This window comes from Planomicrobium stackebrandtii, assembly GCF_030814955.1.
Lineage (GTDB): Bacteria > Bacillota > Bacilli > Bacillales_A > Planococcaceae > Planococcus > Planococcus stackebrandtii.
In genome coordinates this window covers 274462-297657 of sequence record NZ_JAUSWB010000006.1, presented here as the reverse complement: position 1 = coordinate 297657, position 23196 = coordinate 274462, and the positions used below count along the sequence as shown (strand labels likewise).

23 protein-coding genes are annotated in these 23196 nt (G+C 43.0%); 14 read left to right on the top strand and 9 right to left on the bottom strand.

Annotation, left to right across the window (positions count from 1 at the left end):
* Nucleotides 1-82: 82 nt before the first annotated feature.
* The 3 genes from QOZ98_RS13200 to QOZ98_RS13190 are packed head-to-tail and all read right to left on the bottom strand — an operon-like array spanning nucleotide 83 to nucleotide 2500.
* Complete coding sequence (locus tag QOZ98_RS13200) at nucleotides 83-655, bottom strand: 5' nucleotidase, NT5C type (RefSeq protein WP_308787891.1); 573 nt, start codon at nucleotides 653-655, stop codon at nucleotides 83-85.
* A complete protein-coding gene (gene ribD / locus QOZ98_RS13195) occupies nucleotides 652-1752 on the bottom strand; it encodes a bifunctional diaminohydroxyphosphoribosylaminopyrimidine deaminase/5-amino-6-(5-phosphoribosylamino)uracil reductase RibD (RefSeq protein ID WP_308787890.1) in 1101 nt (366 codons plus the stop codon). Before ribD ends, QOZ98_RS13200 begins: the two co-directional genes overlap by 4 nt.
* Nucleotides 1739-2500, bottom strand: coding sequence for a GTP cyclohydrolase II (locus tag QOZ98_RS13190; RefSeq protein ID WP_308787889.1), 762 nt, complete (start codon nucleotides 2498-2500; stop codon nucleotides 1739-1741). Before QOZ98_RS13190 ends, ribD begins: the two co-directional genes overlap by 14 nt.
* 247 nt (nucleotides 2501-2747) lie before the next feature.
* Here QOZ98_RS13190 and QOZ98_RS13185 point away from each other — a divergent pair, with 247 nt between their 5' ends.
* The 3 genes from QOZ98_RS13185 (at nucleotide 2748) to QOZ98_RS13175 (ending at nucleotide 4796) form a co-directional block, all read left to right on the top strand.
* Nucleotides 2748-3245, top strand: coding sequence for a ferritin (locus tag QOZ98_RS13185; protein WP_308787888.1), 498 nt, complete (start codon nucleotides 2748-2750; stop codon nucleotides 3243-3245).
* 64 nt (nucleotides 3246-3309) lie between these two features.
* Entirely contained in the window at nucleotides 3310-4041 is a 732-nt protein-coding gene (locus tag QOZ98_RS13180; protein ID WP_308787887.1) for an ABC transporter ATP-binding protein, read from the top strand.
* Entirely contained in the window at nucleotides 4038-4796 is a 759-nt protein-coding gene (locus QOZ98_RS13175; protein WP_142827494.1) for an ABC transporter permease, read from the top strand. Before QOZ98_RS13180 ends, QOZ98_RS13175 begins: the two co-directional genes overlap by 4 nt.
* A gap of 231 nt (nucleotides 4797-5027) precedes the next feature.
* Here the strand turns inward: QOZ98_RS13175 and QOZ98_RS13170 are convergent, their stop codons facing one another.
* Nucleotides 5028-6092, bottom strand: coding sequence for a saccharopine dehydrogenase family protein (locus QOZ98_RS13170; protein ID WP_308787886.1), 1065 nt, complete (start codon nucleotides 6090-6092; stop codon nucleotides 5028-5030).
* A 245-nt stretch (nucleotides 6093-6337) separates the two neighbouring features.
* On the opposite strand from QOZ98_RS13170, the gene QOZ98_RS13165 reads away from it, so the two are divergent.
* From QOZ98_RS13165 to QOZ98_RS13155, 3 genes are all read left to right on the top strand, one after another.
* Nucleotides 6338-6730, top strand: a complete 393-nt coding sequence (locus QOZ98_RS13165) for a DUF485 domain-containing protein (RefSeq protein ID WP_308787885.1) — start codon at nucleotides 6338-6340, stop codon at nucleotides 6728-6730.
* Entirely contained in the window at nucleotides 6727-8262 is a 1536-nt protein-coding gene (locus tag QOZ98_RS13160) for a solute symporter family protein (RefSeq protein WP_308787884.1), read from the top strand. The genes QOZ98_RS13165 and QOZ98_RS13160 overlap by 4 nt, the downstream gene beginning before the upstream one ends.
* Nucleotides 8263-8390: 128 nt before the next feature.
* Nucleotides 8391-9392 (top strand): S8 family peptidase, encoded by a 1002-nt coding sequence (locus QOZ98_RS13155; RefSeq protein WP_308787883.1) that lies wholly within the window; start codon nucleotides 8391-8393, stop codon nucleotides 9390-9392.
* 72 nt (nucleotides 9393-9464) lie between these two features.
* Here the strand turns inward: QOZ98_RS13155 and QOZ98_RS13150 are convergent, their stop codons facing one another.
* Nucleotides 9465-10256, bottom strand: coding sequence for an alpha/beta fold hydrolase (locus QOZ98_RS13150; protein ID WP_308787882.1), 792 nt, complete (start codon nucleotides 10254-10256; stop codon nucleotides 9465-9467).
* 269 nt (nucleotides 10257-10525) lie between these two features.
* Here QOZ98_RS13150 and QOZ98_RS13145 point away from each other — a divergent pair, with 269 nt between their 5' ends.
* From QOZ98_RS13145 to QOZ98_RS13135, 3 genes are all read left to right on the top strand, one after another.
* Nucleotides 10526-11944: a YfcC family protein gene (locus QOZ98_RS13145; protein WP_308787881.1), complete on the top strand. Its 1419-nt coding sequence runs from the start codon at nucleotides 10526-10528 to the stop codon at nucleotides 11942-11944.
* 214 nt (nucleotides 11945-12158) lie between these two features.
* On the top strand, nucleotides 12159-13799 hold the full coding sequence (locus QOZ98_RS13140) for an ABC transporter substrate-binding protein (RefSeq protein WP_308787880.1): 1641 nt from the start codon (nucleotides 12159-12161) through the stop codon (nucleotides 13797-13799).
* 17 nt (nucleotides 13800-13816) lie between these two features.
* A complete protein-coding gene (locus QOZ98_RS13135; protein ID WP_308787879.1) occupies nucleotides 13817-14896 on the top strand; it encodes a M42 family metallopeptidase in 1080 nt (359 codons plus the stop codon).
* A 334-nt stretch (nucleotides 14897-15230) separates the two neighbouring features.
* Here QOZ98_RS13135 and QOZ98_RS13130 read toward each other — a convergent pair whose 3' ends face one another.
* Entirely contained in the window at nucleotides 15231-15428 is a 198-nt protein-coding gene (locus QOZ98_RS13130; RefSeq protein ID WP_308787878.1) for a hypothetical protein, read from the bottom strand.
* A gap of 187 nt (nucleotides 15429-15615) precedes the next feature.
* Between QOZ98_RS13130 and QOZ98_RS13125 the strand changes: the two genes are divergently transcribed.
* The gene (locus QOZ98_RS13125) at nucleotides 15616-16749 is read left to right on the top strand and encodes a DUF1835 domain-containing protein (protein WP_308787877.1); all 1134 of its coding nucleotides are present in this window, start codon (nucleotides 15616-15618) and stop codon (nucleotides 16747-16749) included.
* 168 nt (nucleotides 16750-16917) lie between these two features.
* On the top strand, nucleotides 16918-17211 hold the full coding sequence (locus tag QOZ98_RS13120; RefSeq protein ID WP_308787876.1) for a hypothetical protein: 294 nt from the start codon (nucleotides 16918-16920) through the stop codon (nucleotides 17209-17211).
* A gap of 856 nt (nucleotides 17212-18067) precedes the next feature.
* On the opposite strand, the gene QOZ98_RS13115 is transcribed toward QOZ98_RS13120, so the two are convergent.
* A complete protein-coding gene (locus tag QOZ98_RS13115) occupies nucleotides 18068-18274 on the bottom strand; it encodes a hypothetical protein (protein ID WP_308787875.1) in 207 nt (68 codons plus the stop codon).
* A gap of 483 nt (nucleotides 18275-18757) precedes the next feature.
* Here QOZ98_RS13115 and QOZ98_RS13110 point away from each other — a divergent pair, with 483 nt between their 5' ends.
* The gene (locus tag QOZ98_RS13110) at nucleotides 18758-19267 is read left to right on the top strand and encodes a hypothetical protein (RefSeq protein WP_308787874.1); all 510 of its coding nucleotides are present in this window, start codon (nucleotides 18758-18760) and stop codon (nucleotides 19265-19267) included.
* A 275-nt stretch (nucleotides 19268-19542) separates the two neighbouring features.
* Here the strand turns inward: QOZ98_RS13110 and QOZ98_RS13105 are convergent, their stop codons facing one another.
* Nucleotides 19543-20631 carry an NAD(P)-dependent alcohol dehydrogenase gene (locus QOZ98_RS13105; RefSeq protein WP_308787873.1) on the bottom strand — a complete coding sequence of 363 codons (1089 nt, stop codon included), beginning with the start codon at nucleotides 20629-20631 and terminating at the stop codon, nucleotides 19543-19545.
* A gap of 129 nt (nucleotides 20632-20760) precedes the next feature.
* On the opposite strand from QOZ98_RS13105, the gene QOZ98_RS13100 reads away from it, so the two are divergent.
* On the top strand, nucleotides 20761-21606 hold the full coding sequence (locus QOZ98_RS13100) for a mechanosensitive ion channel family protein (protein ID WP_308787872.1): 846 nt from the start codon (nucleotides 20761-20763) through the stop codon (nucleotides 21604-21606).
* Between the two features lie 60 nt (nucleotides 21607-21666).
* On the opposite strand, the gene QOZ98_RS13095 is transcribed toward QOZ98_RS13100, so the two are convergent.
* Nucleotides 21667-22155, bottom strand: a complete 489-nt coding sequence (locus QOZ98_RS13095) for a DUF948 domain-containing protein (RefSeq protein ID WP_308787871.1) — start codon at nucleotides 22153-22155, stop codon at nucleotides 21667-21669.
* A gap of 210 nt (nucleotides 22156-22365) precedes the next feature.
* Here QOZ98_RS13095 and coaW point away from each other — a divergent pair, with 210 nt between their 5' ends.
* Complete coding sequence (coaW, locus tag QOZ98_RS13090; protein ID WP_308787870.1) at nucleotides 22366-23181, top strand: type II pantothenate kinase; 816 nt, start codon at nucleotides 22366-22368, stop codon at nucleotides 23179-23181.
* The last annotated feature ends 15 nt before the right edge of the window (nucleotides 23182-23196 follow it).

Here is a 23196-nt window from a genome sequence, read left to right as displayed (position 1 = left end):
AATAGCATTCAACTTCGGAGAGAAATTCAAATCTGAAGTGTTCCAAACACAAATCCAAGCTACAAAGGCTAATAAAGCTGCTTCACTTCCTGCCGCTATTCATCATATCGCCTAATTGGTCCCAATTTTTCACACGCGGCAAATCAAGATGGCGGTTATAAGATTGGTCTTTGACGACTACTCTCACCGGCTCATTTGTTAAGGTATCCAAAACAGCTGGCTTGTCATCGAAATAATAATCCAACTCGAGATTTTTGATGATCCCAACTTTCTCCGCATCTTTCATGCCACAGAAAAAGTTCTCCCGCTCTACGGGGAATCCTTGTTCGATGAGCCAGTTGAATGTATTTTCCGTATGCTCAGGAGGACGTGAGGTTATATAGAAAATCTCATGGCCGCCAGACTCGAGCTGTTTTAGCAATTCCAGTGCCCCGGGGTAGATGGGGCAATCGGTGAAATACAAAAAGTCCAAAGAGCGGTTCCACATGTTCTTGCCTTCTTCATCGCTGAGTTCAAATGCCTCGTGTATTTCGACGCGGTTTAAGGCATGGAAAATATCAATGTCTACACGTTTGCCCAATTGCTCCTGGTAATAGTGAAATGCGTATTCACGCAAATTGATCAGTGTATCGTCTACGTCAAATCCAAATCTCATTTGCTGCCTCGCTTTTCGGGATATCCCGTAAATTTAAAATCCTTGCCAATAGGGGTGAATTCGCCATCTCGTATATCGATGGCGTCTTTCATCCATTCAACGCCTGTTCCTTCAATAAAAGTCGGTGCAATTTTGCCGCCGATGATTTTAGGCGCAAAGTAAAATACCACTTTATCAATTAATCCATTTTCCAAAAAAGCTGCATTAATCGTGCCGCCGCCTTCAATAAAGAGTGAAGAAACGCCTTTTTCACCGAGCAGGCGTACAACGTCCAGCACGTCTACCTGATTTTCACTGCTGGTTTCGTAAATGGAAAGGCCCAGCTCCTCTAAGTCCTTGCGCTTGTCGGCGTCGTGATTGCGGCTCGTAAAGATCCATGTATCCACTAATCTATCTGTAACAAGTTTCGATTCCAGCGGAATGCGCAGCGTGGAATCGAGTACAATGCGGAGCGGATTGCGGCCATTTGGAATGCGGGCCGTCAACTCCGGATCGTCTGCGATAACAGTGCCGACACCTACAAGTATGGCCATGTGCTGGCTACGCAGAAGATGAACATCCAATCGTGCTTCTTCAGAAGTAATCCACTTGCTGTCGAGGGAATGAGTGGCAATTTTTCCGTCAAGCGTCGAAGCAGCTTTTAAGGTCACGAAGGGAGTCTTTTCGACAATGAATTTATTGAAAACTTCGTTCATTGCCCGCGACTCCTGCTCACGGACTCCGACAATCACTTCAATGCCAGCTTCCTCCAGCATCCGAACACCATTTCCGGAAACAATCGGATTTGGATCAAGCGTAGCCACAACAACTTGTTTAATGCCTGCATCGATAATGGCCTGTGCACAAGGACCGGTCCGTCCAAAATGGGAGCACGGTTCGAGCGTTACATAGATGGTCGCGCCATGGCTCATGTCACCCGCCATACGGAGAGCATGGATTTCTGCATGAGGTTCTCCCGCTTTCAAGTGGGTGCCGATGCCGACAACCCGGTTATTATTAACGATAACAGAACCGACGAGCGGGTTTGGATCTGTCTGTCCCTTTACGGTTTTCGCATTGCTGAGTGCAAGGTCCATATAAAATTCATGGCTTGACATGGACAATATCCTCCCCATCCTTAAGGTGTCCTGAGCGGTCGATCTTGGTCTGGAGATAGTTTGCGTTGTATTCGGATTCGTCTCCCCATAGAGATGTTCTCGAAGCAATTTGGAGACCGGCTTTTTCAATGGCATCCACTTTCTTTGGATTATTGGTCATCAATATCACCGGCTTGGTGCGCAATGCCTGCAGAACAGCGATAGCGTCTCCATAATTTCTGGAATCATCCACATATCCTAAACGTTCGTTAGCTTCGACAGTGTCATAGCCGTTTTCTTGGAGAACATAAGCCATTGCTTTGCTGAAGAGGCCGATGCCGCGCCCCTCATGGTTGGCCAAATAAAACAGTGCACCAGTGCCATGGTCTGTAATCCGTTTCATGGATTGTTTTAATTGGTAGCCGCAGTCGCAGCGCTTGCTGCCAAAAATATCGCCAGTGTGGCAGATGGAATGCATGCGAATCAATGCATCTGCATCATTTTCGAAATCTCCATAAACGAGGACACTCGATTGCTGGTATTCTGCCAGGTTTGCAGAACTGAGTTTTTCAATAATGCTCTCGTAATCTTCAGTGACCTCGTCGAGGCTTAACCAGCAATACCAGTTGAATATGAAGGTTTCTTCATATAAACTAACAGGCAGCCGAATCGGGCCGACAAGGTAAATAGCACCTTCTGCAGTCTCGATCATTTGAATTTTTTCTTTTAATATGGCAAAGACCTTTGGATCTAGTTTCATGTCTGTCATTTCGGTTTCCCCCTATATGTACCCTGTCTATATGATATCGTACTACATCTTGTTACTAAAAGTAAGTTATTAGCTTGGATAGTTTGTAAACAATAATTATTATCATTTAGATAAAGTCTATTTGCAATTCTGTTGATATTTATTCTCATTTAAAATTACGTATTCTCATTTAACTTGCTTCTGATTTGGAGCTATGGTATATTGACTACATTATAATAATTCTAAATAAGAAAGAGGAGGAATAAAGATGTTATCAGAAAAATTAACGAATGCATTAAACGACCAATTCAATAATGAATTACAGGCAGCTCATGCTTATACGGCTATGGCAGCCTACTTTTCGAAAAAAGGCTATCATGGATTTGCGAACTTCTATTTGATCCAATCAAGAGAAGAGCATTTTCACGCGATGAAATTCTACAATTATTTGGTGACAATGGATGAGAAGCCAGTTCTGCAGGCTTTGACTGAGCCGAAAAATCATTTCGTCAGTGCGCTGGACGTTCTGGAAAGTTCATTATCGCAGGAGAAAAGCGTTACCAGCAATATTTATGCGTTAGTCACCTTAGCTGACGAGATGCAGGAGCATGCAACGCTATCATTCCTTGATTGGTTTATCGAAGAACAGATGGAAGAAGAAAAATCATTCCGCGACATCATCGCAAGAGTAAGAGCCATTGAAGAAGGCGGCGAATACTTCCTGAAAATGGATGATGAGTTTGCACATCGCAAACTGGAAGATTAATAGCAATGCCGGCAGCACACTATAAAAAGTGTGCTGTTTTTCTGGCCGAAAGGAAGTGAGCTTTATGTCTATAAATTATAGGCCGGCTGTCCATTTTAATCATGTGGCTTTTTCGTATGGGGAAACCCCCATATTAACAGGCATTACAGGTTCTTTTCCAGAAGGGAAAATTACAACATTGGTAGGTCCCTCTGGAGCCGGCAAGACAACTTTACTGAAATTATGCAACGGATTGTTATCACCTCAATCAGGGGAAGTTTACATTAAAGACAAGCCTATTGAGGACTACGAGCCGGTTGACCTTCGCCAGTTAGTCGGAATCGCACTTCAAAGCGCTCCAATGGTTGGCGGCACTGTCTACAAAAACTTAAGCCTGCCGCTGGAGCTGCAGGGAAAGTCCCTGTCCAAAGCTCAGGCAAAAGAATTGCTGCACGATGTTGGACTTGAAGAAGAACTGCTGGACCGGAAAGTCAAAGACTTATCCGGCGGCCAGCGCCAAAAAGTTTCGATTGCCCGAACACTTGTCAACAAACCGGCTGTTTTGCTGCTGGATGAGATTACATCTTCCTTGGACCGAACTTCTTTGAAGGAAATTGAAGAACTGATTGTTAAAATCAATAAAAAATACGGCACTACCATCATTTGGATTACGCACAACCTCCAACAGGCGCGTGAGATTGGTGATTTCACATGGGTAATGATGAATGGCGAAGTGGTTGAAACAGGTGAAAGCAGCCTGCTCAATGATCCGGCAAATGATAAAGTCAGACAGTTTGTTATGGGGGAAGCGCAATGAGCTATTTAACGTTGTCCATCACCCTGATTTTTGTTGTGATCCCTCTTCTTTTATCTAAAACTCTGAACCTTGGCCTGGAGAGGGATACAATTGTTGCTACTTTGCGTTCAATTGTTCAATTATTGGCAGTCGGCTATGTACTGAAGTTTGTTTTTGATTCGGAAAGCCTGGTTTATATTTTCCTGATGGTCGCTTTGATGATTGTGGCGGCAACGCACAATGCACAGAAAAAAGGAGCGGCAATCCAAGGCATCACGTCCAAGGTGGCTGTCACCCTGATATCTGTGGAAGTATTAACGCAAGGCATCCTGTTAGGATTTAATATTACACCAGCAACAGCCCAATACATCATTCCAATCAGTGGAATGGTCATTGGAAATTCAATGGTGTTGTCGATTCTTTTCCTGAACCGATTTACATCGGAAATTGAGTCGCATCAGGACGAAACCGAGTTGATCCTATCGCTTGGAGGAACGCCGAAACAGGCAATTCATACGCAATTGATCAATTCGATCAAAGCCAGTATGATTCCGACCATTGAAAGCCAGAAAACCGTCGGGCTCGTCCAGCTGCCGGGAATGATGAGCGGGCAGATCATTGCAGGGGCGGATCCGATCCAGGCGGTTCAGTTCCAGCTGCTCATTATGTTCCTGTTGTTGACAACGGCCGCTGTGACCAGTGTCATGCTTGGCTTCCTGTCTTATCCGACTTTGTTCAACCGGCGGATGCAATTAATGAAAAAGGATCTTATATAAGTTGAACTAATGATTTCTACCTGCTGATTTGCTCCCTATCTTTTTGAATACAGCGGAAAACAACGGCCTGCTTTCAATTCACACCATCTCGCAGCACCGGCGCGATGGGCAAAAGTTGGTTTCTTTCGTTCAACTTATATAGCTAAAGCAGAAGACAAATCCCAGAAACCGGGATTAGTCTTCTTTTTTGGTTGGAGAACAATGGTTTGCAGCGCTTCGCTCAGCCTAGCTCTATTGCCTCGGATAAAAAGTATCGATTTCAAAAGTGCCTGAGCCCGGCAGGTTTTCTACCAAACTGGAACCGAAAAGGCCCGCAGGTGTATAGTATCCGCCTTCGATCCTTTCAATTAAAAGACGTCTGACAATTTCCAGAGAACCGTAGACCGTTAAATCATAGACATTGGCGGTGCGAATGCGTGCGACTTTGATAATGCCTTGCTGGTTTTTGGCTTGCCCCCAAATATAGGCAGGAGAATTTGCACGAACGCTGCTGTCCGGACCTTGTATCCGTTTTTCCACTTGCCCTTGCAGTTTTTCTTTAAACCAATCTGTCGCGAGCAAAGGACCCGCTGCCCCAAGCAAACGTGTACTGTAAATTTTTGATTTTGACATCGGTATCCAGGCAGAAATATTTGGAATGCCGGTCGTATAAAACGCGGTCGAAACATCGCCCCAGGGGATTCCCATCGCGGAACGTGAACCGCGCCCAAAATCGATGGTCCGGCGCTGGGTCCCGAGCGTTACAGTTTTCAGAACACCATCTTTCCGGTGCATGCTGCCTAAACCCAGACCTTGGATCATCGTTTTGAACGTGCCAGGTGATATGCCTGAATCCGAATCAAAACCAAGCGCCAGTTCCGTGGCATCAGGCATTTCTTCTTTCAGTTTTAATGCGGTGCAATCTGTCGGTACCACATCAAAGCCAACCCCTGAGCACAGGATGACATTTTTTTCTGCAGCCCGAGAATGCAGCGAATGCGTGTATTCGAACACAGAAATTTCTCCTGTAATATCCAAATAATGTGTTTTTGCAGACAGACAGGCATGAATCATAGGTTCGCTGGTTACATGAAAAGGGCCTGCACAGTGAAGCACCAAATCGATATCTTCCAACTGTGCTGCGGCGTGTTCATCCAGCGGAAAAGCTTGAAACTCCAGTGACAATTCTTCTGCTAATGGCCGGATTTTATGGGCATTGCGCCCTCCAAGTACGGGAGACATGCCTCTGCTGACAGCTTCTCTGGCAATCAATTCACCCGTGTAGCCATTTGCACCGTAGATCATCCATTTTCCCATTTTATCGGCTCCTCGTTTTTAAGCTCTTCTGTATGTATTCGGTAAAAATCGATAATATCCTTTGTTCAGTTCCAGCAGATAGCTGAGGATCTCATTGCTCTATTTGAAACAACTTATCTTGAAAAGAGCAGCACAAAGAGAAAATGACATATTTACATTTTTTACAAATAATTATTGACTCTGAAAATGGGTAGTGCTTTAATTGTTTATAGATTCAGAAAAGTAAAATAAAAGGGGTGAAAGACATGACAAAAGTGATTACAGGGGATAAAGCCAATGATGAAAGGATTGGAGAAAAGGTAACCCATGAAAGGCTGGCGGATGGAACTCCGGATTTCCAAAAAATTGAAAACTCCGAAGGCTTCAGGGAGCTGATGCGCAAGAAAAAAAGTTTTCTTATTCCGACAACGATTTTATTCTTAGGACTTTATCTTTTATTCAACATCGTGATTTCCTATACAGATTGGTTGAATGCTAGTTTTATAGGAGACATCACATGGGTATGGGTTTTTGCTTTCTCCTTATTCGCTATGACGTGGATTCTTGTAACCGTATACATGAAGCGTGCGGAAAAGTTCGATGAAATGGCTAAGGACACGCTAAAGGAATTTGATTACGATGAGGAGGAAAATCGATGAACGCTACGGTTATAGCCATATTTGTTTTTATTGTGGGAATTACCCTTGTCATAACCTATTTTGCGGCGAAACGCACAAATTCCGCCAGCGATTTCTATACGGCTGGAGGCGGTTTGACAGGCTGGCAAAATGGTTTGGCTATTGCAGGAGATTATTTGTCTGCAGCTTCTTTCCTGGGTATTGCCGGAGCGATCGCTTTGTTCGGTTTTGATGGATTCCTATTCTCCATCGGCTACCTGGTAGCGTATTTAGTGGTTCTTTTCATCGTAGCTGAACCCCTCCGCAACTTGGGCAAATACACACTTGCCGATATGATTAATGCACGCTTTAATGCAAAGAAAGTTCGTGGTGCAGCGGCACTAAGCTCCATTACCATCGTTATCTTCTATATGATTGCACAATTGGTCGGGGCAGGAGCATTAATTCAACTGCTGTTCGGCATCGATTACATATGGGCTGTCCTGCTTGTCGGTATCATGATGACTGTCTATGTTTTGTTTGGCGGGATGACCGCGACAAGTTGGGTGCAGATTATCAAAGCTGTGTTGTTGATGGTTGGTACCGTTATTTTGTCTTTCCTTGTATTAAAGAACTTCAACTTTAATATCCTGGAGATGTTTACACAGATGAAGACAGCTACACCTCATGGAGAAGCGTTTTTAAGCCCGGGAGTTAGATATACGATTCCGTTGGATACGATCTCGCTGATGCTTGCTTTAGTTTTGGGTACTGCAGGTCTGCCGCATATTCTGATGCGTTTCTTTACAGTCAAAGATGCAAAAACAGCCCGGAGCTCGGTTATGTGGGCGACATGGATTGTTGGAATTTTCTATGTCATGACTATTTTCCTTGGGTTTGGAGCAGCAGCTTTCGTAGGATCTGATTTGATCACCTCGACAAATCCCGCTGGCAACATGGCGGCACCGCTTTTGGCTCAGGCATTAGGCGGCGATGTGTTGATGTCGTTCATTTCTGCAGTCGCATTTGCAACGATTCTTGCCGTAGTAGCGGGGCTGGTTCTGACAGGGGCTTCCGCATTTGCCCATGATATTTACGGACAAATCATCAAAAAAGGCGAGGCATCTGAACGCCAGCAAATGTTGGCAGCTCGCTATGCTTCTCTTGGTGTATCGGCATTCTCGATCCTTCTGGCGATTTTTGCCCAAAGCCTGAACGTGGCATTCCTAGTGTCGCTGGCATTCTGTATTGCGGCCAGTGCCAATTTGCCGGTTATCGTCTACACGATTTTCTGGAAACGTTTTAATACAACAGGAGCAGTATCAGCTATTATGACAGGATTGATTTCGGCTTTGGTGCTGGTATCTCTCAGCCCGAGCGTTATGAGTCCGGAAGCCGGTGCGGCAATTTTCGTAGGAGATCCCCTCTTCCCATTGACCAATCCAGCCTTACTTTCTGTACCGCTTGGATTTATCGGAGGGTGGGTTGGAACGATGCTATCGAAAGAACAAGACCTTAAAAAGTATTCTGAAGTCAATGTCCGTGCCAATACAGGCGGGTTTAGACAACTATAATTAGAGGGAAACCGGTGCCGGGGTTGAGGCATCGGTTTTTTCAATGGAACAATAAAGGTTTCGGGGCATGGGTGCCGAATTAAGGAAGGAAGTAAGAAAATAATTGGAAATTATGAGGAGTGAAACAAATGGCGAAGCTGCATTTAATTCCTTATCGCGTAGAAGAAATAACAGAACAGGCACCGCAGATTCCGGAAGGCGTCCGGATGATTCAGGCACCCGATGTATGGGAAGAAGCAGAGCGAGGAAAAGGGAACATCGTTGCTATCCTGGATACAGGCTGCCAACCGGATCATCCGGACCTGCAGGACCGAATCATTGGCGGGAAAAATTTTACGGTTGATTTTGATGGAGATCCGGCAAACTTTGACGACAATAATGGGCATGGTACGCATGTTGCAGGAACTGTTGCCGCCTCTTACAGCGAAAATGGTGGAATAGCGGGAGTCGCTCCTGAGGCCCATCTGCTTATTTTGAAAGTGTTGACAGGAGAGGGCAGTGGGGAATACCAGGGAATCATCGACGCCATCCATTTTGCAGTCGATTGGAAAGGCCCAGAAGAAGAGATAGTGAGCGTGATTTCCATGTCGCTGGGAGGTCCGGAAGATGTGGCTGAGCTTCATGCGGCGATTAAAAGGGCAGTGGACGCTGGTATTCCGGTTGTCTGCGCAGCAGGAAATGAAGGAGACGACCTTCACGATACCGATGAATTCGCTTATCCGGGAGCTTATGGCGAAGTGATTCAAGTAGGGGCGGTAGATTTTAACCGCAGAATCGCGGCGTTCAGCAATACCAATGATGAAATTGACTTAGTGGCTCCTGGCGTCGATATTTATTCGACATTTCCAGGAGGGAAGTATGCCAGTCTGTCCGGCACATCAATGGCAACGCCGCACGTCTCCGGCGCTTTGGCATTGATTAAAAACATTTCAGAAAAAGAGTTTGCCCGTGAACTGACAGAAGCCGAATTGTATGCACAGTTGGTTCGGCGCACGATGGCACTTGGCTATCCTAAAACCGCAGAAGGGAACGGTTTGCTGGCATTGGATATTTTAAATAAAATTGAGCAGTTGTTTAAACTGGTCAACACTTCCTACAGCATAGGTGCTGAAAAGAGCGAAAGAAAATAACATCAAAAAGCCATTCCAGGTAGCCGGAATGGTTTTTTGATGTGAAAAGATGCTTTTTTATTTATATGGATTTTAGCGGATAGAGTTAGCTCCTGTTTGTTGTGGCTGCAGAAATTGATGGACTATGCCATTAAATTCCGGGAAATGTCTTGGCGGCACTTCGTGGCTTGCCCCTTTAATATAGACCACTTTCACATTGGAAGCATGTTGCTGGAAAGGAATCCGGTAATGATGCATCGATTTTTCTTGTGAACCATATATCAATAGCACGGGCATTTTCAAACGGTAAAGTGAGTAAGTAGAGTTGTAGCTGAAGCCGGCATTGCAAAATTCATAAACACTCTGAGGGTCAGCCAGTTTGCCATATTGATAAAAATCAGCTTCATCTTCTTTAAAGTATTTATGCGACTTTGCTTGCATCTTTGCTAATATTGAAACTTTATTGAGCTTACTGATGCCCATGCCGAATCTGAGCATGCTTTTCAAGTTGAGGCTATCAACCCGTGAGTAGCCACCGCTTAAAATGAGTGCCTCTGTTCTCTCGGGATACAATAATGCAAATTCTTGTGCAATGGTGCCGCCGTTTGAAAATCCGCAGATCACGGCTTTTGGGATGTTCAGCTGGTCCAATAGGCATTTTACATCTTTTGCTAAAAGTTCTATGGATAGGGGCGTGTTTCCTTTTGAACTCAGACCGTGGCCGCGAAGATCGTAAAGAATAGTTTGAAAATCCCCTGCAAGCCTTTTTTGATGCTTAAAAACTATATGTCCCATAACGGGAGGATGGATAAAAACAATAGGGGTTCCATGACCGGAAATCTCGTAATATAAAGCTGTGGCATCTTCCGTGTAAATGTAGGGCATAGACAACGTCCTTTCTATAGAAGCAGGATTGATAGAGGCAATAGTGACTAAGATACCTATACCCAAAATTGAAGGAAATAGTGCATTATTGAACTTATTTTATAATAAGTTTTAAACAGAAGCACCCTAGAAAGATGGGCTTTCTTCTTAAAATTCTGAAAAAACCGATTTGATAATTTTCTCTTAAACTTATATACTGATACACAATCCTTTTCGGATGGCGAAAGAATGAAAAGGAAATCGATAATTTGAGAGGAAATGGAATTTTTATGAGTGTTCCCAACAACCAGAAAGAAGCAGAGCTGAAAAAGAAAAAGAAGTTTGAAATGCCGGATACATATGTAATCTTGTTTATTGTGTTATTAATGGCTGTAGCGGCCACCTATATTGTGCCAGCCGGTTCCTTTGAACGGGAAATGGTAGATGAAGTCGAACGGGTAGTTCCGAATACGTATGCACAAACCGACAGCAATCCCACTGGCTTTATGGACATTTTCCTGGCATTGCAGGCGGGAATGGTCGAATCAGGCGGTTTGATTTTCTTGGTCCTGTTTGCCGGTGGAGCATTTGAAGTGGTGGAGCGTTCGGGAGCGATCAAGGGAGGCATCTTGCGGGCGGTCAATAAAACCAAAGGAAAAGAATTCCTGTTGATTGCCCTGGTATCCATCCTGTTTGCGCTTGGTGGAGCAGTGGGGGCAGTGGCAAACTCGATTATTCCCTTCGTGGCAATCGGGGTTATCATTGCAAGAGCTTTAAAGTTGGATGCCATTGTTGCAGTGGCCATTACGTTTGGTGCAACGTTTGCTGGCTTTAACGTCGGATTTTTAAATCCCTATACAGTGGGGATTGCCCAGTCAATTGCGGATGTGCCTTTGTTTTCCGGGATGGGGCTGCGTGTCATCGCTTTTGTGGTAATCGTCGGCGTGACGATTCTCTATACGTGGAGCTATGCAAAAAAAGTATTGGCAGACCCGTCCAAAAGTTTAATTGGCGTGCTGGATGAAGGAGCGAAAGACGAATCTCCTTTGGATGCGCCGTTTACGACACGGCATAAGCTGATTTTGTCGTTTGTTGGGCTCTGCTTGGCATTCTTTGTTTATGCGACAATCGAATTTCAATGGACCATTGATCACATGGCCGCATTCTTTATCATCATCGGTATCGGTGCTGGCATCATTGCAGGGATGGATTACAATAAATTAACTTTGACCTTTTTGGAAGGGTGCAAAAATTTGGTATACGGTGCATTGATTATCGGTGTGGCTCGCGCTATCTTAATCGTGATGGAAAATGCACTGATTTTGGATACTTTTGTGCAAGCCTTATCAGTTCCTTTAGCAGGACTGTCGCCTGTTTTTGCGGCATTGGGGATGTTCGTCGCCAACGGTGCATTGAACTTCCTGGTTCCTTCAGGAAGCGGCCAGGCAATGATTGTCATGCCGATTCTCGCGCCTTTGTCGGATATGATCGGTGTTACCAGACAGGTGGCTGTTCAGGCCTATCAATTTGGGGATGGATTCACCAACAGCATCTTCCCGACATCCGGACCGTTGATGGCGAGTCTCGCTGTAGCTGGCGTGCCTTGGATCAAATGGGCAAAGTGGATGCTGCCGCTATTATTGATGTGGGTCGTTATTGCGGTTGTTATGCTGACATTCGCTGTACTGATCAACTGGGGACCGGTATAAAAAATTTGGCAAATCCGTTTAGCGACGGATTTGTTTTTTTATTTGGACAGGAATATTCTTGGTAATACTTTTTATGAAGAAAAATTGAATATTTATTTGATAATTTGCATTAAAATGATTATACTGAGATTTATATTCTTTTGTTTGTTGATATACATAATTCACTTCCGTTATGTAGACAAAAAGCGGAAAAATCATACGAGGGGGAAAAGACATGGAGAAGAAACAGTATCGTCCATTTTATTTTATGTTGATTTTGGTTTTATTGTTGGCAGCCTGTTCCGGAGGCGATGAAACAGGGGGTACGGAAAATACCGGAGAAGATATGACCGAAGAAGACAAACAGGGCGGTACATTGATTTACGGCCGAGGAGCCGATTCGGTCGGGTTGGATCCGATCAATGTCACGGATGGCGAATCCATCCGGGTCACCCACAATATTTTTGAAACCTTATTGGAATACGATCAGAACTTGGAACTGCAGCCTAAACTGGCAACAGAGTACAACTCCAGTGAAGATGGCTTGACTTGGACATTCCAGTTGCGGGAAGGCGTCAAATTCCATGATGGAACGGACTTTAACGCTGAAGCTGTTGTCTTCAACTTTGAACGATGGATGGATCCGGAAAACCCGTACCACCAAGGAGATTTCCCTTATTATCCGTTCCTCTATGGCGGATTTAAAGGAGACGAAAATCATTTGATTGAGCATGTTTTAGCGACTGGCGAACATGAACTTGAAATCAAATTGAAGCGAAAAACTGCGCCGTTCCTCAGCTATTTAGCCATTTCCATGTTCGGAATCGCGAGCCCGGCTGCCATCGAACAATACGGAGCTGAATTGAACGAACACCCGGTGGGGACGGGACCATTCATGTTCGAAGAGTGGAGCCGCAACAGCACCATTACGTTGGCAAAAAATCCTGAGTACTGGATGGATGGCAAACCGTATTTGGACAAGCTGATTTACCAGGTAATTCCTGAAAATGCCGCTCGTTTGAACGCCTTGCAAACTGGAGAAATTGACGTCTTGGACGGAATGAATGCGGGAGACACCAATGTCGTCGAAGAAGCACAAGGGCTTGAACTGCAGAAGCGCCCAAGTTTCAATATCGGCTATATGGCCTTCAATATGGAAAAAGAACCGTTCGATGATCCGTTGGTTCGAAAAGCGATCAATATGGCCATCAATAAAGAGGAAATCGTCGATGCATTTTACAACGGCATGGCAGACCCGGCAACAAGCCCGTTGCCGCCATCGTTATGGAGCCACGACGATGCACTGGAAAAATACGATTACAATGTTGAAGAAGCGAAAAAACTATTGGCCGAAGCAGGCTTTGAAAATGGCTTCGAGACAGAATTGTACACGATGAGCAATCCTCGTCCGTACTTGCCTGAGCCGATGAAAATCGCTGAAGCGATCCAGTCGGATTTAGCCGAAATTGGCATCACGGCAGAAATCGTCTCAACAGAATGGGCAACATACCTAGACGATACGAAGAGCGGGAAGCACAGTATGGCAATGTACGGCTGGACCGGAGTAATGGCGGATCCTGATAACTTCCTGTATCCAAACTTAAGCAAAACCAATGCGGAAGTGCCCGCACAGAATATAGCTTTCTATAAGAGTGATGAGTTTACCTCGTTGATTACAGAAGCGCGTGAAACCATTGATCAGGACAAGCGGACAGAGCTTTATAAAGAAGCACAGGCATTATTCCAGGAAGATGCACCTTGGGTAATGTTGGCTTATACAACACCGCCGCTTGCACAAAGCGATTATGTGGAAGATTACGTGCCGCACCCGATGAGCAACGATTTAATGACAGACGTGTACCTATCAAATCAATAGTTTGGAGTGGATGAGGGTTGTATGAATTGCTGAAAGGTTTATGTGAACTGGTAGGGCCAAGCGGATTTGAACAGGATGTTCAACGCTTTATCAAAAGTGAAATAGAAAACAAAGTGGATAAAGTAGAAGTTGATGCACTGGGAAATCTGATTGCGACAATAAAAGCGACAGATCCACAGATGCCATCCATTCTGCTAGCGGCGCATGCCGATGAAATCGGCTTTATCGTCAAGAAAATCGAGCCGAACGGCACCCTGCGTTTCGAACAGCTTGGCGGATTCGATAACCGGGTCCTGCTGGCTCAGCCGGTTACGATTAAAGGGGCCGAGGGTTATATAGAAGGGGTAATTGGAACGTTAGCTGTCCACTATGTGAAGTGGGATGATCCCAAACGCATCACTTCCCACCGTGATTTGTATATCGATGTTGGGGCATCTTCGACAGAGGAAGTTCTTGAAATGGGCATCAAGGTCGGCCAGCCCATCAGCTATGGCAGCGGACTGAAATTAGTGGGAGATAAGAAGCGCAACCGCGTCGTCGGAAAAGCACTGGATGACCGCGCAGGCTGCGCCGTGTTGATCGAACTGATCAAGAATCTGGCGTCAAACAAAGACGACAAACACGGCGACATCTACTGTGTCTTTACGGTCCAGGAAGAAGTGGGCTTGCGGGGAGCTTCTGTTTTGTCACCGGGGATCAAACCGGATTTTGCCTTGGCTGTCGATACCACGCCAACCAGCGATACGTATGATGTACTCATGACTGGAACGCGTACGCTTGGAGGCGGTCCATGCATTAAAATTGCTGATAAATCATTGATTGCCCATCCGCTTGTCACAGGCCTTTTGGAAAAAGTGGCAGTAGAGCAAAGCATTCCTTACCAGCAGGAGATTTTTATGGGCATCGGCACAGATGCTGGAGCTATCCATATGACATCTACTGGGGTTTCGTCAGGAGTGGTTTCCATTCCTTCGCGCTATACCCATACCCCGATTGAAATTGTCGATTTGGATGACCTGAAAAACACCGTGCGCTTGGTGGAAGCATTTATTTTTTCTTCCAATGAGTTAATTGGAAAGACCTTTTTGGATACATGAAGACAAAAAGAAAAGTCGAGTGCCTTAACAGGACACTCGGCTTTTTGTTTAAGGAACATCGGTTTTCTGCACACTTGAGATATTTTCGTTCGTAAACATGGGTACAAATCAGCGAACGTTCGTAAAGTGTTTTGACATATTTACGAACGTTCTTTTTTGCGGTTTTTCAGATGTTTTGAAGCGTTCGTAAAGGTGTACTTTTACGAACGGTTTGAGTAATGGTTTTATATCGTTTATGAGTGATCCACCTTCAATTTAAAATCATTCTACGTGGAAAAGAAGCAGACAAATTTGTCTGCTCCTTAATACCGACTCTACTATTTTAATGAATATTTTACTCTGTTATTTCATCTAATCGCTGACGAAGGACTCGAGCCGAGATAGCTAATATAACAAAAGCTGTTGCTGAACCAGCAAGAACTATCTTCAATACATTTCCTATTGGAGGATTAAATAATAGAGCAACTGAGATTATTAAAACGGCACCAGTTAACCCCATCCCTAAAATTGAGAATGCTAAAATCTTATTCATCGAATCACCTCTTTTATTTTATCCTTATATTACCATAGACTTGATTGGAAATATGTATGTTGAGAAGAATGTCAAAAGTTCTTTAGATTGTAAAAGTGTACTTTTACGAATGGTTTTTTCTAAGTTTAACTCAGGATAGATTGTTTAGTTAAGAACCCTTATTATCAAAAAAACATATGGTAAAATTATGGAAAAGGAAAGGGAGATTTTAATCGAGACTAGAGTCAATTATCCATTTATCTATTTTCTAATTGAAGAGCACCTTGTTATAGTTTATCGAATCGAAACTGGAAAATATGTGACAGGATCGGATTTAATAGAGAGCAGCAATCCAGAGACGTACAATGTGGAATCCGCAGAAGACTTTAAGTCATTTATTCATACTGAAAGAAAACCTGTTGAAGGCAGAAGCATATTTATAAATCATCGTGATTTGAACAAACTAGCGGACGAAATAAATAAACAGATTCGAAAAAATCGCCAGAGAAAGAAAGGCGAGAATCATGCGAGTTCAGTTCATATTGTGACTTCGGAATTTGCAGAAAGTTCATTAAGAGCCGGGCTGGAGCGTCCTAAGACCGTAATTGCATTTCCGGATATCTTTTCCATCGGCCCGTTGTGGAAGATGCCTGAAAAAGAAGGTCTGGACTTCCGTTCGGAGTGGCTGTTTGACAATATCAATTCTGGGCAAGAAGATAATGAATATGAGCGAAAGTTTAAAAATGCTGTGCTGCAAATCGAAGATATAGCGCCTGACATTCCTGTCTACATCTGGTACGGAGGTAATGCAAAAGAACAAATAGGCCTTCGTTTTTATCTTTATTTGCTACGGAATAAAACAAATAGGATTATTCTGATGAATACAATGGAACTGTACGAGAAATACATGGCTGTTGAAGACGGATCCGTTTATTTTCATACGGGATTTCTGAATGCGGAAAAACTAAAGCTGTTCTTTAAAAATGAGCAAAATGCTGAACCTTTACCTAAAGAAAAAAGAGACTATTATCTTAAAGAATGGGCTGCCCTTTCCGAAACGGAGGAAGTGCTGCGCATTTGGAAAGATGAAGAACTCAAAACTGTGCCAGCAGATTATTACGATTTACTCATTATAGAGAAACTCGAAAAGCTGCACCAAAAACAAGAGAGTAAAGATTTCATCCTGACTGGAAAAGTAATCGGGGAAATCGTTGCAGAACTGCAGGAGTTTGTTGATTCCTTCTATTTGGAATATCGGATTCGCCAATTGCTGTATAGCGGAGTGATTGAGATAAAAGGCATACCAAAATCCATGAGCCATTACCGGATAAAACTTCGGTGAGCTCTCGTTGATATTTAGAAAGTAAGAAGTAAGAGTTGACAGTAGATTGAATGTAACAAAAGTGCCGTTAAGTTATATTCGATTATTAGAATTTATGAAAAAGAAAATTAACTCATATTACTCCGAAAATTTGGCACAAATTAAAAGTTAAGGAAGGGAGCCATACTCATGTTAGAAGTTGTTTTTCCTTTAATAATTTTAAGTCTCGGTTTGGCTGTCGCTTATATTTGTAGTAGACACAAGTCACAGAAAAAGAAACAAATCGTATGGGGGATTACTTTGATAGCTTTAGTTGCACCATTTTTTTCTTGGCTTATTGGAGGGCTTTATACAACATTTGGATCTGTTGAAACTACTGGGTGGGCAGAAATCATTTATCCAATTCTTATTTTTCCTGTTATCTGTCTAGTTGGAATTTGGTGTTTGATAAAAGGGATTTTTAATAAAGAACAAATCAGCTAATTATGAATGTAACTTAATGTGAATTATGTTTAGTTCAAAATAACAAGGGTCAAAAATTCGAGTATTTATCAAAAAGCTCTATTGGAGGAGAAGAATGAAAAGATGGATAACCTGTTTGTTAATTGGCTTGATCATGTTTATGTCAGGAATATATTTGTCCACTCTTTTATCGACAACGTGGATAATAATTGGCGTGTTGCTTGGAGTACTTGGAGGAATACTAATGGGAAGCAGTACGTATTTCTTGCCTAAGCTACAGAAGAAGTGAGTTACATTGGAAATATATCTACTTAAATCCAGTAGGTTTTTTATTAATTTTGAATGTAACTTATTAGCAAGTAAGTTACATTCAAAAAGGCCAGGAAAAAGGGGGATCCCTTACCTGGTCTTTATCGTTATTATGCATTACTTTTAAAGTCCGCTTAGTTCAGATCGCACTTTTTTACTAGGATTTTTATTCTCCAAAGGCAAAAAATCGTTAGTAAAATATAAAATATTGTAACTAAAATAATAAAGATTTTATCTTGAGGATAAGAAAAGTTGCCATCTGTAAATATTAGAACGTATATAATCCAAATCAGGATAATCTTAATCAGCTGATTGGTGAGATTAGATTAAACATTTCATGATCTCCTTCACTAGAATTCTACTACCGCAAACTAATACTGATGAAATATCAATTTAATTAATAATAAAACCAGGAGCATGAGGCTCCTGATTTTATTATTTTATAAGATTAATTTAAAAAAGAGAAATGAAGTAAATGAAAAATCAACTCCATTACAATCAGTAGCCATTCTGCATTGTACTACGGACGGTTTTAAATGATGGGAACAGCAGACGTCTAGTAGTTAGTCTATATCTGATTTTTTGTATTCCCTGATTTCTTGTTTGTGTAAAAAACATAAACAGCATTTATAATGAACAATACTATTGCAGATGTTAAAAAGCCAAGTATGGCAGGTATATTAGGACCAGTTATTAAGTAGAAAATAGTAGCTAAAACAAACGCTGTAAAGCCAGCCATACTAAGTTTCCATCTAGAATTTTCTATTTTCGACATACTAGTGCTTCTCCTTTCTCATGCAAATAGTAGTGATCTCAACAATTACTTGTTCTGAATCTTTTAGTTGAACTAGCTTAGGGCAATGCAGTTTAAAACTAATCTAAAATTACTTTGTAAACTCTTTATTTCAATATTACTGACCTAATAATTTTTTTTAAGTTGAAAACGGAAGGGTTTGTAAAAATATTGCGAAGATAAATATGATTATATAGAGTTTTGATCCAATCTTAAAGTTAACTTAACGGGAAATAAGTAATGTTCCAATTGAAGTTCCTGCTTGTGTTACAAGTAAACTATGTAATTGAACGGTTTACACATCACGATGTTATCAGAAGGGAAGGACTTTATCTAAAATAAGATTCTTCATTTTTATACGCAAATGAAAAATCCACTATATACCATAAAGGCCCAAGTCACTTTTAAGTGAGAAAAAGTAGGGTATCGGTAATTATAAGGATATAAAGAAAGGAGATGGAAGCAATGAAGAGATTGTGTGTATTACCAGCTCTGCTAATTATTTTTACATTAGCTGCTTGCAGTGAGACTGAAGAGGTTGAAAACGCAGAAAATGGGGAGTTTCTTCTGGACAGTATCTACATGGATTCGATTGAAGCTAATTCCACTTACTCTATGATTCATGAAATTGAGTGGACAGGGGAAGAGGCTGTTACAATTAATTCTTTCGATTTAGTTAAAGAGAATCACGAACCCGTTACATTTGATGAAGACGGAATTGCTTATGAAGTTTATGGAGCGGATCCTTTAAAGCAAGTAGGTGTTTATTCAGAGGGACATGATATAGGGGCTGTCGAAGATATCAGTGGTTATGAGATTGACGAAACAGGAAGAATTGTATTAAAACTGCAACTTGGTGAAGTATCAGAAGATCCGCATCGCGCGGCAAGAATTAACTACACCGTAAACGGTGAAGAGCAAGAGGTAATATACGATTGGGATGGTTATAAACAGTTTAGTACAGGGGAGAGTTGAATTGCTGATTGCAGGTATTTTGTTAAGCTGGTTTTTTAAAAATTAGTTAACATATGAGCGATTATAGGAAGAGAAGAGATCACTTCTTATCCTTCTCTTTTGTCGTGAAAGTGGAATTTGCCAATCACTTTTATTAATTTAGCCTCTAAATTTTTCTGATCAGAACGCTCTCAATGCCAACAAGTGATTCGGAAAATCAAAAAAACTGTAGACAAACCCGATTGCACAGAGCTTGTCTGCAGTTGAGCAGCCCTTTTTGAGGAGCGCTTTTATGGTTAACTGATTTTTACGATTGGCTTGATGGTAATGCCTTTTTTTGAGTCTTCGAATGCTTCGTTAAGCTGGTCAAAATCATAGACTTTAGTTAATTTATCGAATGGGAACAGGCCGCGTTTATAATAATCCACCAGCTGCGGAATAAACACTTGCGGAATTGAGTCTCCTTCAATTACGCCCATGACAGTTTTGCCTTCAGCCATGATGTCATTATGGACATCGAATGTGATTTCGGGTGTCACGCCGACAATGGCGCATGAACCGAGCGGGCGAAGGGCATGGATCGCTTGTTTAACGACCGGCGGCACTCCGGTGGTCTCAACCGCGTAATGTGTACCGCCTTTTGTGATTTTTTTGATCTCTTGTACGACGTCGACATTTTTACCGTTGAGTGTATGCGTCGCTCCCAATTCCCTAGCAAGTTCCAGACGGCTATCATGAATGTCAACCGCAATGATGTTAAAGCAGCCGGCGATTTTCGCGGCCATGACCGCGCTCAATCCGACCGCTCCGCTGCCGTAAATGGCGATGGAAGAGCCAAACTCAGGTTTGAACCGGTTCAATACCGTTCCAGCACCCGTCTGAATACCGCAGCCTAGAGGGCCGAGGAGTGTCAAATCGACTTCCGGATCAACTTTGACGACATTTCGTTCATTGGTCACAGCGAAAGTGCCAAAAGACGATTGACCGAAAAACGTCGACACGGCATGATCGTGGTGATGGATTCGGTTTGTGCCATCCTGCATTTTGCCGCCAAAGTTCAAGTCGTTGAAATTTAGGCAAACAGTTGGATGTCCCGTCAGGCAATTTTCGCAATGGCCACAATAAGCAAATGACAGCACGACGTGATCACCGGCCTGAATGGTCGTAACGGCAGATCCCACTTTTTCAACGATTCCTGACCCTTCATGTCCCAGGACTGCAGGAAATGGAGACAAGCCTAAATCCCTTGCAACAGCATCCGTATGGCAAACACCAGATGCCACAATTTTCACCAGCACCTCATTCATTTTAGGTTCGCCCAGTTCCACTTCTTCAAACTTAAATTCTTCTCCTAAGCCATGTGTAACGGCTGCTTGTATTTTCATTAGAATCCTCCTCGCTAAAATTGATCTTCTTCAATTACTACCCGAATCTCTTCGGTTTAGTCCCGACAAATGAAATGGAAGGTGCATATATGTTATAAAGAAACAGGATAATGGGAAGGATGATTTGTTTTGAATTTTGAAAGCTTTGATTGGGAAGCACTGCTTTTTAGCGCAGGAGTGATTGCAGCCCAAATTATCGGGATTCTCATTGCTTTTGCTTTGGTAAAAGCAATCGGGAAAAAACTGATAGACCGTTTCTTCGATAAACTGCTGGTAAAGGGCGATGTTACGAAAGGCCGCGCTTTGACGCTCCAAAGTTTATCGGAAAATGTGTTTTCTTATGTCTTGATTTTTATATTGGTTGCGACCCTATTCAATATATTCGGCTTGTCTGTCGCCAGTTTGATTGCGGGTGCCGGAATTGTGGGGCTGGCGATAGGCTTTGGAGCTCAAGGCCTTGTCAGTGATGTAGTGACCGGTTTCTTTTTGTTGCTGGAAAAGCAGCTCGATGTAAATGATTATGTAACCGTCGGAAATCTGGACGGCATTGTAGAGGCGGTGGGTTTAAGAACAACTCAAATCCGCAGTTTCGATGGCACATTGAATTATATTCCAAACCGGGACATCACCACAGTCAGCAACCATTCGCGGGGCAATATGCGTGCACTCGTTGATATTGGCATATCTTACGATGAAAATATTGACGAAGCGGTTAGCATCATCCAAACAGCCTGCGACCAGGTGGCGGCAAAAGATACGACAATTGTTGAGGGTCCTGATGTTATTGGGGTACAGGCATTCGGTGCATCAGATGTGACCTTGCGGGTTATTGCAAAAGCGCAAAGCGGTGAGCAATGGGCGGTAGAACGCCAATTGCGCAAAGCCATCAAAGAAGCTCTTGATGCAAGCGGCATTGAAATTCCGTTTCCGCATCAAGTTAATATCCATAAGAATATGGAAATTCCGAAAAGTTGACCATGAAAGCACGATGAAACACAAAAAAGGCAGCCAATGCGGCTGCCTTTTACAATTCTTTTAATAGTTTTTCGGCAACTGATTTTCATCAGCTGCAGATGTCGGAGTATAAGTGGTGTTGACGGTTTCGGAGGACGTCCGGTTTTTTATAAAATTGACAAAGCCAATAGCTGTGTTGCTGTATTGATTAACTTCTGCAATGCTGCGCTTGTCATGGTCCACTCTTGACGCAATACCACCTGTGATGGCCCGAACCGAAGCGTTCAAGTCAACGACCGAATTCATTGTGCCTTTTGCTGCATCGACCAGGACGCCGACTTTTTCGGATTTTATTTGGACGTCTTCTTTTAATTCATTTGCGGTATGCGACAAGGTTGAAACTTCTAAGTTGAGCTTATCGACCCGCTCTTTCAAATTGTTCGCGGAACCCTTCATCTTTTTCACCGGTTCCTTCATCCCTGATATCAGCATAACAACGCCGACGATTGCGATGATCAGCCCCACTACAAAGATTGCGAGTGCTATGTACAGCCATATTGTTGAATCCATGCTGTTTCCTCCTCTGTTTTATTGATGTCTTGGGTATGCTATACCCGTAAAACCGCTCTGATTAACATGCCGTATTGAACTAAACCCCTTTGTTTTGAGAACGGCCAGCAAACAGCTCCCATAATATAAACGAGTATGGTAGAATTTTATCATATGTGTGTATATTATCTGGCATTTTTTAGAAAGATGCGAGAAAGAGCAGGTGCGGAAATGATTGTCGGAATAGATGCAGGCGGTACGTTGGTCAAAGTGGCGTATACCCGAAAAGGAGAAGTCCATTTTGAGAAGTATCCAATTGCTGAAATTGAGCGGGTTGCTGACTGGGTGAATGGTCTTGGCGATAGTAAAGTATGTGTAACGGGAGGCAAATCAGGGGTTTTGATTTCTTTGCTCGATCAGCCTGCCCAGGAAATGGTGGAATTTGAAGCTACTCACCTCGGTGTGCAGGTTCTTCTTAAGAAGATGGGCCGTTTGGAAGATGCTTATCTGGTGACGAATGTCGGGACTGGAACCTCTATTCACTGCATTCAGAACAATGTTCATGAGCGCTTGGGCGGAACCGGTGTCGGCGGGGGAACGTTGATCGGGTTGAGCCATTTATTGACAGGTGTTACCAGATACGATGACATTGTGGATTTGGCAAGGCAGGGTTCCCGCGAACGAATCGATTTGAAGGTCAAGCATATTTACGAAGGCAAAGAGCCTCCCATTTCAGGAGAATTGACAGCCAGCAACTTTGGGCAGAATTTATTTGCCATTTCAGAAGATTTGACGAAAGAAGAGCTATTGGCAACGGTCATCGGCTTGGTTGGCGAAACGGTCAGCACAGTCAGTGTGCAGGCAGCCCACCAATGCAACAGTTCGACCATTGTCTACATCGGCTCTTCCTTTATTGACAATCCTTTGCTCAAGGAAGTTGTGACGAGCTACACTATTTTGCGCGGCTCGGTTCCTTTATTTCTCGACAACGGGGAATTTTCAGGAGCAATGGGGGCCATGTCTGTATTAAATAAAAAGACTGTGTAATTTTCTATATAAAAA

Coding starts and splice junctions, on each gene's coding strand:
- QOZ98_RS13095 (WP_308787871.1), bottom strand. CDS start 22,155: ATGGATTCAACAATATGGCTGTACATAGCACTCGCAATCTTTGTAGTG.
- QOZ98_RS13170 (WP_308787886.1), bottom strand. CDS start 6,092: ATGGGAAAATGGATGATCTACGGTGCAAATGGCTACACGGGTGAATTG.
- QOZ98_RS13130 (WP_308787878.1), bottom strand. CDS start 15,428: ATGAATAAGATTTTAGCATTCTCAATTTTAGGGATGGGGTTAACTGGT.
- QOZ98_RS13110 (WP_308787874.1), top strand. CDS start 18,758: ATGAAGAGATTGTGTGTATTACCAGCTCTGCTAATTATTTTTACATTA.
- QOZ98_RS13140 (WP_308787880.1), top strand. CDS start 12,159: ATGGAGAAGAAACAGTATCGTCCATTTTATTTTATGTTGATTTTGGTT.
- QOZ98_RS13185 (WP_308787888.1), top strand. CDS start 2,748: ATGTTATCAGAAAAATTAACGAATGCATTAAACGACCAATTCAATAAT.
- QOZ98_RS13105 (WP_308787873.1), bottom strand. CDS start 20,631: ATGAAAATACAAGCAGCCGTTACACATGGCTTAGGAGAAGAATTTAAG.
- QOZ98_RS13190 (WP_308787889.1), bottom strand. CDS start 2,500: ATGACAGACATGAAACTAGATCCAAAGGTCTTTGCCATATTAAAAGAA.
- QOZ98_RS13160 (WP_308787884.1), top strand. CDS start 6,727: ATGAACGCTACGGTTATAGCCATATTTGTTTTTATTGTGGGAATTACC.
- QOZ98_RS13145 (WP_308787881.1), top strand. CDS start 10,526: ATGAGTGTTCCCAACAACCAGAAAGAAGCAGAGCTGAAAAAGAAAAAG.
- QOZ98_RS13150 (WP_308787882.1), bottom strand. CDS start 10,256: ATGCCCTACATTTACACGGAAGATGCCACAGCTTTATATTACGAGATT.
- QOZ98_RS13175 (WP_142827494.1), top strand. CDS start 4,038: ATGAGCTATTTAACGTTGTCCATCACCCTGATTTTTGTTGTGATCCCT.
- QOZ98_RS13125 (WP_308787877.1), top strand. CDS start 15,616: ATGGAAAAGGAAAGGGAGATTTTAATCGAGACTAGAGTCAATTATCCA.
- ribD (WP_308787890.1), bottom strand. CDS start 1,752: ATGTCAAGCCATGAATTTTATATGGACCTTGCACTCAGCAATGCGAAA.
- QOZ98_RS13155 (WP_308787883.1), top strand. CDS start 8,391: ATGGCGAAGCTGCATTTAATTCCTTATCGCGTAGAAGAAATAACAGAA.
- QOZ98_RS13200 (WP_308787891.1), bottom strand. CDS start 655: ATGAGATTTGGATTTGACGTAGACGATACACTGATCAATTTGCGTGAA.
- QOZ98_RS13115 (WP_308787875.1), bottom strand. CDS start 18,274: ATGTCGAAAATAGAAAATTCTAGATGGAAACTTAGTATGGCTGGCTTT.
- QOZ98_RS13120 (WP_308787876.1), top strand. CDS start 16,918: ATGTTAGAAGTTGTTTTTCCTTTAATAATTTTAAGTCTCGGTTTGGCT.
- coaW (WP_308787870.1), top strand. CDS start 22,366: ATGATTGTCGGAATAGATGCAGGCGGTACGTTGGTCAAAGTGGCGTAT.
- QOZ98_RS13180 (WP_308787887.1), top strand. CDS start 3,310: ATGTCTATAAATTATAGGCCGGCTGTCCATTTTAATCATGTGGCTTTT.
- QOZ98_RS13165 (WP_308787885.1), top strand. CDS start 6,338: ATGACAAAAGTGATTACAGGGGATAAAGCCAATGATGAAAGGATTGGA.